The following is a 9,212-nucleotide window of genomic DNA, read 5'->3' as shown; positions in this document are numbered from 1 at the left end:
CGCACCGCCCAGGCTCCCGACGCCCCCAGCTATCCCCGGAGGCCAGTACTCTTTCACCCTAGGAGGCCAGGCTTTACTACCTTCTTTCAGACTCATCTTTGAATTAGAAAATACTCATGCCCCGGCAAGGGCGGTTCCGGCCGCCCAAGGCAAATCGGACCGTTCTTGTCAAGGTAGTCATTGGAACGTACTATGGCCGACACCTAAAAGGGGGAAGGCATTCGTTTCATGCTTCAAGGCAGTATGGTGGCGATGGTAACGCCGATGGAGACCGGGATCAGTCCCGACGTGCCCATCGATTGGAATGCCTTGCAAGAGCTCGTGGAGTTTCAGATCGCCGAGGGTAGCAATGCGATCGTCGCCGTCGGCACGACCGGGGAGTCGGCCACGCTCGACGAGAAAGAGCATTGCGAGGTGATTCGCCAGGTGGTGCGGCAGGTCAACAAGCGCATTCCGGTGATCGCCGGAACGGGCGCCAATTCGACGACCGAGGCCATTCGGTTGACCGCGTTCGCGCGCGAAGCGGGCGCCGATGCCTGCCTGCTGGTCACCCCCTACTACAATAAGCCGACGCAGGAAGGGCTTTTCCTGCACCACAAGTCCGTGGCCGAGGCCGTTGCGATCCCGCAAATTCTTTATAACGTGCCGGGACGGACCGCGTGCGACTTAGTGCCCGCGACCGCCGGCCGCCTGTCCCGGATCCGCAACATTATCGGTATCAAGGAAGCGACCGCCGATCTCGGCCGGGTGGCGTCATTGCGCGAGCATTGCGGGGACGGCTTCATGATCGTAAGCGGTGATGATGCGACGGCGATGGAGTTTATCGTGCGCGGCGGGCAAGGTGTGATTTCGGTAACCGCCAACGTGGCGCCGCGATCAATGCACCTCCTATGCGCACGGGCTTTGGCGGGCGATCGGAGGGGAGCGGAGACACTCAACGCGACGCTCGAGGGCCTGCACCGGGAATTGTTTTCGGAGTCTAACCCGATACCGGCGAAATGGGTCCTAAACCAAATGGGTTTGGTCAAGAAGGGCATTCGCCTGCCCTTGACCTGGCTCGCCGAGGCGTACCACGGCCAAATGAGGGCGGCGATGGCACAAGCGGGGCTCGCTAACGCGGCATCTTCGTGACTGCGGCAGCGCGCCCATGATCTCGGCAGTCAAGCAATGCATGAGGTGAATTGAGTGTTGCGAATACGGTCAACGGCCTTGGTCGCGGCTGTGCTTGCGATCGCCGGATGCGCGTGGTTTCCGACGTTCGATGAAGTCATCCCCGACAAGCAGAAGGAGTATCAAAAGAGTCAATCGCTCCCCGACTTGGAAGTGCCCCCCGATCTCACCACCGAGTCGATCCGCGACACCCTGGCGGTTCCGGATGTGGACGGGAGCGGAACTGCAAGCTATTCAACCTTTCAAGAGCGCATTGCCCAACGAAACAAAAAGCGGGAAGCCGGATCGGCGGAGAGCCCGAGCGCGGCCAAGCTTGAGGTGCCGGCGGATGAGACGCTGCTCAGCATCGACGCCGAACCCGCCGTGGTGTGGGCCGAACTACGGCCCTTTTGGAAAGACCGTGGCTATGCCTTGGATCTCGATGATGAAGAGATCGGGGTCTTGGAAACGGGGTGGGTTGAAAACCGCGCCAAGCAAGAGCGCGATCGCTTCAAGGTGTTCCTTGAGGCCGGCGAGGAAAGCGGCACGACCGTGCTCTACCTCTCCCATGCCGGCGAGGCGCTCACGCCGATCGGAGAAGGTCTCGAGTGGCGGGAGCGTCCCCGGGATGCGGGGCTCGAGGGACGCATGGCGGAGCGCTTGAAAAAAGCGTTGAGCGGCCAGTCCGTGGCACCGGGCGAGGCGGCCCAAAAGCCCGCGGCCGATCCCGCACCGCGACCAAAACCGAAAATCGGGCCTGCCGCGCCGTCCGGGGGGGCTATCCATGCCGAGTTGTTGAACGCGGGCGAAGGGAAAGCGTATCTGCGGGTATCCAACGACTTCGCGAAGGTGTGGCGCAATACCGGGTTCGCACTGGGTCAGATCGGGGCCAAGGTGGAAGATGAAGACCGATCGCGCGGCAGCTACTACCTCCGCTTCTCCGATACCGCGGCCCCGAAACCGGAGAAGGGCTTTTTTTCGAGCCTGGCCTTCTGGCGTGACGATGACGACGATGAGTTTGAGATCCATCTCACCGACGTCGGCAATAACACCGAGGTCATCGTATTGGACCCGGACGGCAATTGGGATAACAGCGCGACCGCCGCGCGCATCCTGCGCCTATTGCGCACCGAACTGAATAAGTGACCCGCGAGCTGTCCGCAACCGCGCCGGGAACCGGCGCGATATCTAAGGAAATCCGCGGGTGGGCAGTGGCAGCGCTAACATCAACGCATCTTCTCTGCCCTCATGGGCCGGATAGTAATCCGGCCGCAGATCGATCTCCTTGAAGCCGGCGCGCGCGTAAAGCTGTCGCGCCGGCCCATTCGAGGGCCGAACCTCCAGGAACATCGTCTCCGCGCCGCGCGCCCGTGCGTCCTCGACCACGTGCTCCAGAAGCGTGCGCCCGAATCGCCTACGCTGCCAGCGCGGTTTGACACAGAGGTTCAACAGATGCGCCTCGCCGGCCGCTACGGTCATGAAACTATAGGCGCCGATGAGCCCTTCGTGTTCCAGCACCCAGGAGATGTAACCGCAGCGAATGCAGTCGACCATCACGCCCTTGCTCCAAGGGAAGTCGTAGGCCTGCCGTTCGATCTCGATCACTTCCGGCACATCGCGCTCGAGCATGGGCCGCAAGCTGACGATCATGGGCTTGAGCAGCGCGCTCATGCCGGCACCTCCCGCATCGATTCCCGATACAGCCGCTTCGCGAATAATAAGTCTTGCCAGACCTTGCGCTTTTCACGCGGGGAGCGCAGCAGATACGCCGGATGATAGGTCACGACCAACGGGATCCGGCGCTCCCCGTACGCGAATGTCTGGCCGCGCAGTTTGCCGATCGGGGTGCTGGTATTCAGCAGATTTTGACCCGCGATCCGGCCGACGGCGAGGATGATTCTCGGTGCCACGAGCGCGATTTGGCGTTCCAGGAACGGTGCACAGCAGTTGATCTCTTCAGGCTGCGGATCGCGATTATTCGGCGGCCGGCATTTCAACAGATTGGCGATGAAGACCTGCTCGCGTTTGAGACCAAGAGCCAACAGCATGGCGGTGAGCAATTGCCCCGCCCGGCCGACGAACGGCTCACCCTGACGGTCTTCCTCGGCCCCCGGCGCCTCGCCGATGATGAGCCACTCCGCGTGCGGATCGCCGACGCCAAAGACCGTTTGCGTGCGCCCGCGGTGGAGCTGGCAGCGCGTGCACTCGGCCACCGAGCGTCGCAACTCCTCCCAGATCATTCCTGTGACCGCGGGGACGGTGTTACCGTCCGCTGTCGGCGCCGCGGTTTGATGCTCACGCACCGCGGCGCGCCGCCGCCAGACATCGATCCCCATCGCCTCGAGATAGCGTGCCCGAGTCAACATTGTTAGCGGATCGTTACACCTGACTCGATGTCTGCGGGTGGTGCCGTTCGGTGGCCGCCAATACTTTGTTCAGGGCGTTGATATAGGCCTTGGCCGAGGCAATGATGATATCGGTATCCGCGCCCTGACCGTTCACGATCCGCCCGCCGCGCTCCAAACGCACCGTCACCTCTCCTTGCGCATCGGAGCCGGTGGTGATGTTATTGACGGAGAACAATTGCAGGTTGCAACCGCTCTCGATAATGCCTTCGATGGCTTTAAAGGCGGCATCCACCGGCCCGCTGCCATCGGCGATCCGCTGTTGCTCATTGCCGTTCCACTGCAAGGTGATGCGCGCTTTTGGGGTCTCCCCGGTCTCGGAGCAGACCTTAAGCGAGACCAACTTGACGGCTTCGACGCCGCTTGAGACATGGGTCTCGGTGACCAACGCCTGCAGATCTTCGTCATAGATCTCATGCTTCTTGTCCGCCAACTCCTTGAAGCGCATGAAGGCCTCGTTGAGGTCCTCTTCGCGGGTAAACTCCACCCCAATCTCGCGCAAGCGGGTGCGAAACGCGTTGCGGCCCGAATGTTTGCCGAGCACCATCCGGTTGGCGTGCCAACCGACATCTTCGGCACGCATGATCTCGTAGGTCTCCCGGCTCTTGAGCACGCCATCTTGATGAATGCCGGATTCGTGGGCAAACGCGTTCGCCCCGACAATGGCCTTGTTCGGTTGCACCGGAAAGCCGGTGATGCTGGATACCAGCCTTGAGCAATGCAGGATCTGCGTGGTGTCGATCCCCACTTCACAGGAAAACTGGTCGCAGCGGGTGCGGACCGCCATGGCGATTTCTTCCAGCGCCGCGTTGCCGGCGCGCTCGCCGAGACCGTTAATCGTGCATTCGACTTGGCGCGCGCCGTTGAGCACCGCGGACAAGGAGTTTCCGACCGCCATTCCCAAGTCGTTATGGCAGTGCACGGAAAACACCGCCTTGTCGCTGTTCGGCACGCGTTCGATCAGATCCTTGATGAGCGATCCGAACTGGCCGGGAAGACTGTAACCGACAGTATCCGGGATATTGACCGTCCTGGCGCCGGCCTCGATCACGGCCTCGAGCACGCGGCACAGAAATTCGAGATCGGAGCGCCCCGCATCCTCGGGCGAGAACTCGACATCCTCGACGTGGCTGCGCGCCCGTTTCACCGCCTTGACCGCATGCTCGATGACTTGCTCGGGTGACATCTTGAGCTTGCTGCGCATATGAATGGGCGAGGTAGCGATAAACGTATGGATACGCGCCTTGCGGGCGCCTTTGAGCGCCGCGGCGGCGGTGTCGATATCGCGCTCCAGCGCCCTGGCGAGGCCGCAGACGGTGCTTTCCTTGACTGCGGCCGCCACCGCATGCACGGCCTCGAAATCGCCCGGGCTCGCGACCGGGAAGCCCGCCTCAATGACATCCACGCGCATCCGCTCCAGGGCCTTGGCGATGCGGATCTTCTCGTCCTTGGTCATCGAGGCGCCGGGGCTTTGTTCGCCGTCGCGCAAGGTCGTATCGAAAATGATCAACTTGTCTTTCATGCCTAATCCTCCCGCCGGGCCGGGCGCGAGTCGTCTAAAAGTATACCGTTCTGGTGTCTTTAAGGGACACCGGCTGTCACGGGAATTTAGTGTCGATCGTTCTGCCCTAGCCGGGCAGCAGCGGGGAGGGCAGCCGGGGCGGCGGCAGCGCGATCGGCACCGTCTTGCATATGGCGAACACGCCCTTATCGGTGACGGTATACGGCATGAGGACGACTATACCTGCCGGGTTGGCGGAAAACAACAGCTTACGCCTCGGGGTGCACTGGCCATGATCAGTCTAAACGCGCTATGCTTCTCGCACCGCTGATTCGCCCGACGGACAACGTATGCAAACCAATCGACCCACTATCCTTCGACAAATGATGGACTGGCGCGCCGCGATCATCGCCGGCATCGTTGCCGGCGTCGTATTCGTGCTGTTGAACATGTGGCTAGCCAGTTACTACTTGGGTAACGCCAATTTGCCCCTGCAACTTTCCGCCGCAGTCGTTCTGGGTCCGAGCGTGCTGCCGCCTGCCGCAGGCGTGGGCGTGGGCGTCTACGCGGCCGGCTTCATTCTGCACATGCTGCTGGCCATCGCGTTCGCGTGCTTGATCGCATTCTGTCTGCATCGTTGGGGAATTCTGGTCGGCATTGTCGCCGGTGCGTTATTTGGTCTGGCGCTTTATGCGATCAACTATTACTCGGTAGCGGACGCCTTTCCGTGGCTCGCGCCGCTGCGCGGCTGGATCATGGCGCTGTCGCACGTCATCTTCGGCGCGATCGCCGGCGGTGTTTACGAGGCGCTGGAGCGCGACCGCTTCGAGCATGCTCACGTCTAAGCAAGGCTCACTATGAATCGCGGCATGTGGAAAATGCGCCTGATCATCATGTTGGTGATCGCGGGTTTTTCCGTTCTTTCGTTTTTCAGCAAGACTTCGGTCAATCCGATCACCGGCGAATCGCAGCGCGTTGGCCTGACCCAGGATCAAGAAATCGCCATGGGATTGCAGGCCGCGCCGGAGATGGCAGCGCAGTTCGGCGGCATGTATACCGATAAACGCGTACAACAAAGAGTGAAAGCGCTAGGCAAGAAAATCGTCGCGCAAAGCATCGCGGCGCAGAGCGGCTATCCGTTCGATTTTCATGTGCTGGCGGACGACAAAACCGTGAACGCGTTCGCGCTGCCCGGCGGGCCGATTTTCATCACCGCCGCACTGTTCTCGCGCTTGAAGACTGAAGATCAATTGGCGGGTGTGCTAGGCCACGAGATCGGCCATGTGATCGGCCGCCATTCCGCCGAGCACATCGCCAAACAAGAATTGACGCAAGGACTCACCGGCGCGGTGGTGATGGGCTCGGGCTCGTACGAAATGGCTCAAGTCGCGCGCATGGTCGGCGGCCTGATCAACATGAAATATGGTCGCGGGGATGAGCTCGAAGCGGACAAGTTCGGCGTGTGCTTCATTAAAGGCGCCGGCTACGATCCGGCCGCGCTGGTCGATGTGATGAAAATTCTCGCTGAAGCAAGCGGCGACGCCTCGCGCGCGCCCGAATTCGCCAGCACTCATCCGGCGCCCGAGAATCGCATACAGCAGATTGAAGCGCACGTGCGCAATCTGGGGCAAGTCTGCACCTTTCAACCCGTCGCGCAGCAGTAGACAGCTCACGCTTCGGGGTTCGGCCCCTCGCTCGCGCCGCGACGCGCGGCGCGTTTGCGGCGGATCTGTAACAGTGTGATCACCGGACCCGTGGACGCGTAGATCAGGAAGGCTACAAACAGCGAAATGGGCGGCGACAGGGACACGAGCACGAATATCAGAACCACGAGGAGGCCCCGCACGAAGGGGACGCGGCCTCTGAAATCGATGGTCTTCAAACTATGGTAGCGAACGTTGCTGACCATGAGGCCCGCCGCCACCACCGTCAATAACAGCGTCAGAGGCGCCAGGAATCTACCGTCGGTCAGTCCACTGTCCGCGCCGACCCACACAAACCCAGCCAATAAGGCCGCGGCCGAAGGGCTGGGCAGACCCTGAAAGTATTGTTTGTCGGCCGTGCCCACCTGGGTGTTAAAGCGCGCCAGCCGGAGCGCGGCGGCCGAGGTGTAAACGAATGCCGCGAGCCACCCCAGTTTGTCCAAGGCGAGCAGAGACCATTGATACATGACGAGCGCCGGGGCCACGCCAAAGGAAACCATGTCCGACAAGCTATCGTATTCCGCCCCGAAATCGGTTTCCGTGTTGGTGAGGCGCGCCACGCGGCCATCGAGTCCATCGAGCAGCATGGCGATGAAGACCGACACCGCCGCCTCGTGAAAGTCTCCCTTGATGGCGGCGACGATGGCATAGAAGCCCGCGAACAGCGCCGCGGTGGTGAAGAGGTTCGGCAGCAGGTACAGGCCGCGCCGGCGCGGAGTCTTCGCATTGTGCCCGATATTAAGCACGATCAAAACCCTCTAAGCAGTCTGCATCGAGCCGGCCATCCGTACACCCTGTCCACTTCTTAGCGCACGAGTAGTGCGTTTCAGCTAAACGTTCACATTAATGTCCCCGTCATGCCAGCGAAAGCCAGGGCCAGGGACGGGCCCTGCTTGGCGCCCCGAGGATGGAAAGCTGGCATCCAGAACCAGAGTAATAAGCCTGGATTCCAGCTTGCGCTGGAATGACGAAATTAGCGATAGCATGACACCCTCAGTGATTCTGACGAAACCGTCTCTGAAATACCTATACAGTCACCAATCCGTCGATACCCCCTTCGTCATTCCCGCGAAAGCGGGAATCCAGCGTCTTTTGTGGATTCCGGGTCTCCGGCGCTTCGCACCTTCGCCCGGAATGACGGGGCAAACGCGACCCGTTATTTACGAGACACTACACTAGTTCCGGCTGCGATCGACCAAGCGATTCGCTTGGATCCAGGGCATCATCTCGCGGAGTTTCGCGCCGACCTGCTCGATGGGGTGGTCGCGGCTCAGGCGCCGCTTCGCCTTCAGCATCGGCGCGCCGCTCTGGTTCTCGAGGATGAATTCGCGGGCGAACTGCCCGCTTTGGATTTCCTGCAAGATTTCCTTCATCGCTTTACGCGCTTCCTCGCCCACGACGCGCGGCCCGCGGGTGAAATCGCCGTATTCCGCGGTGTTGGATATGGAATAGCGCATGTTCGCGAGGCCCCCCTCGTAGATCAGATCCACGATAAGCTTGGTCTCATGGAGGCACTCGAAATACGCCATCTCCGGGGAGTAGCCCGCCTCGACCAGGGTCTCGAACCCGGCCTGGATAAGGGCCGTGATCCCGCCGCACAGCACGGTTTGCTCCCCGAACAGATCGGTCTCCGTTTCCTCGCGAAAGTTGGTCTCGATGATCCCCGCCCGGCCGCCCCCGATGGCCGTCGCGTAAGCGAGCGCGATCTCTCTGGCTTGACCGGTGGCATCCTGATGGATCGCGATGAGGCAAGGCACCCCCCCGCTCTGGGTATAGGTGGACCGCACCAGGTGTCCCGGTCCCTTGGGCGCGATCATGATGACATCAAGGTCGGGGCGCGGCTCGATCTGGCGGAAATGGATGTTGAACCCGTGGGCAAAGGCCAAAGCTTTTCCCGGTTTGATGTTGCCTTCGATATGCTCGCGATAGAGGGCGGCATGGTGTTCATCGGGCGCGAGCACCATGACCACATCGGCCGCGCCGACCGCTTGCTCGATCGAGGCGGTGGCCAATCCCGCCGCGGACACTTTCGCCGCGGTGCCGGATCCCTCGCGCAAGCCGACGGCCACCTGCACGCCCGACTCCTTCAAATTGTTGGCATGCGCGTGACCTTGAGAGCCGTAGCCGATGATGGCGACGCGCTTGCCTTGGATTAAGGAGAGATCGGCGTCTTTATCGTAATAGATCTTCATAATGAATGCCTTGCTTCGATGATTTATATGCGCAGCGATTTTTCGCCGCGCGCGATGCCGGAAACCCCCGAGCGCACGACTTCGACAATGAGCTTCCTGTCGAGGCCGTTGACAAAGGCGTCCAGCTTCTCGCTGGTGCCGGTCAGCTCGATGACGTAGATGGTGTTGGTGACGTCGATGATCCGCCCGCGGAAGATATCGACCAGGCGCTTGAGCTCTTCGCGCGCCGTGCCGCCGGCGCTGACTTTGATTAGCATCAACT

Annotated in this window: 10 protein-coding genes; 4 read left to right on the top strand and 6 right to left on the bottom strand. The window is 61.3% G+C overall.

All coding sequences use genetic code 11. The annotated features are described in order from the left end of the window. The first annotated feature begins 228 nt into the window (after positions 1-228). Together dapA and bamC are read left to right on the top strand one after the other, a co-directional pair. Positions 229-1,131: a 4-hydroxy-tetrahydrodipicolinate synthase gene (dapA, locus tag M3436_16960; protein ID MDQ3565722.1), complete on the top strand. Its 903-nt coding sequence runs from the start codon at positions 229-231 to the stop codon at positions 1,129-1,131. A gap of 54 nt (positions 1,132-1,185) precedes the next feature. Next, positions 1,186-2,295 (top strand): outer membrane protein assembly factor BamC, encoded by a 1,110-nt coding sequence (bamC, locus tag M3436_16955; GenBank protein MDQ3565721.1) that lies wholly within the window; start codon positions 1,186-1,188, stop codon positions 2,293-2,295. A 42-nt stretch (positions 2,296-2,337) separates the two neighbouring features. Here the strand turns inward: bamC and rimI are convergent, their stop codons facing one another. The 3 genes from rimI to M3436_16940 are packed head-to-tail and all read right to left on the bottom strand — an operon-like array spanning position 2,338 to position 5,076. Next, on the bottom strand, positions 2,338-2,820 hold the full coding sequence (gene rimI / locus M3436_16950; GenBank protein MDQ3565720.1) for a ribosomal protein S18-alanine N-acetyltransferase: 483 nt from the start codon (positions 2,818-2,820) through the stop codon (positions 2,338-2,340). Further along, complete coding sequence (locus M3436_16945; GenBank protein ID MDQ3565719.1) at positions 2,817-3,515, bottom strand: uracil-DNA glycosylase; 699 nt, start codon at positions 3,513-3,515, stop codon at positions 2,817-2,819. Before M3436_16945 ends, rimI begins: the two co-directional genes overlap by 4 nt. A 13-nt stretch (positions 3,516-3,528) precedes the next feature. After that, on the bottom strand, positions 3,529-5,076 hold the full coding sequence (locus tag M3436_16940) for a 2-isopropylmalate synthase (GenBank protein ID MDQ3565718.1): 1,548 nt from the start codon (positions 5,074-5,076) through the stop codon (positions 3,529-3,531). 362 nt (positions 5,077-5,438) lie between these two features. Between M3436_16940 and M3436_16935 the strand changes: the two genes are divergently transcribed. Further along, entirely contained in the window at positions 5,439-5,900 is a 462-nt protein-coding gene (locus tag M3436_16935) for a hypothetical protein (GenBank protein MDQ3565717.1), read from the top strand. Positions 5,901-5,912: 12 nt separating this feature from the next. Beyond that, complete coding sequence (locus M3436_16930) at positions 5,913-6,719, top strand: M48 family metalloprotease (protein MDQ3565716.1); 807 nt, start codon at positions 5,913-5,915, stop codon at positions 6,717-6,719. 5 nt (positions 6,720-6,724) lie between these two features. On the opposite strand, the gene pssA is transcribed toward M3436_16930, so the two are convergent. The 3 genes from pssA to ilvN form a co-directional block, all read right to left on the bottom strand. After that, positions 6,725-7,510, bottom strand: coding sequence for a CDP-diacylglycerol--serine O-phosphatidyltransferase (pssA, locus tag M3436_16925; GenBank protein ID MDQ3565715.1), 786 nt, complete (start codon positions 7,508-7,510; stop codon positions 6,725-6,727). Positions 7,511-7,933: 423 nt separating this feature from the next. After that, entirely contained in the window at positions 7,934-8,950 is a 1,017-nt protein-coding gene (gene ilvC, locus M3436_16920) for a ketol-acid reductoisomerase (GenBank protein MDQ3565714.1), read from the bottom strand. Between the two features lie 23 nt (positions 8,951-8,973). Further along, positions 8,974-9,212: acetolactate synthase small subunit (gene ilvN, locus M3436_16915; protein MDQ3565713.1), on the bottom strand; the 239-nt coding region annotated here is incomplete at its 5' end.

This window comes from Pseudomonadota bacterium, assembly GCA_030859565.1.
Lineage (GTDB): Bacteria > Pseudomonadota > Gammaproteobacteria > JACCXJ01 > JACCXJ01 > USCg-Taylor.
This window is presented reverse-complemented; position numbering and strand designations above follow the sequence as displayed.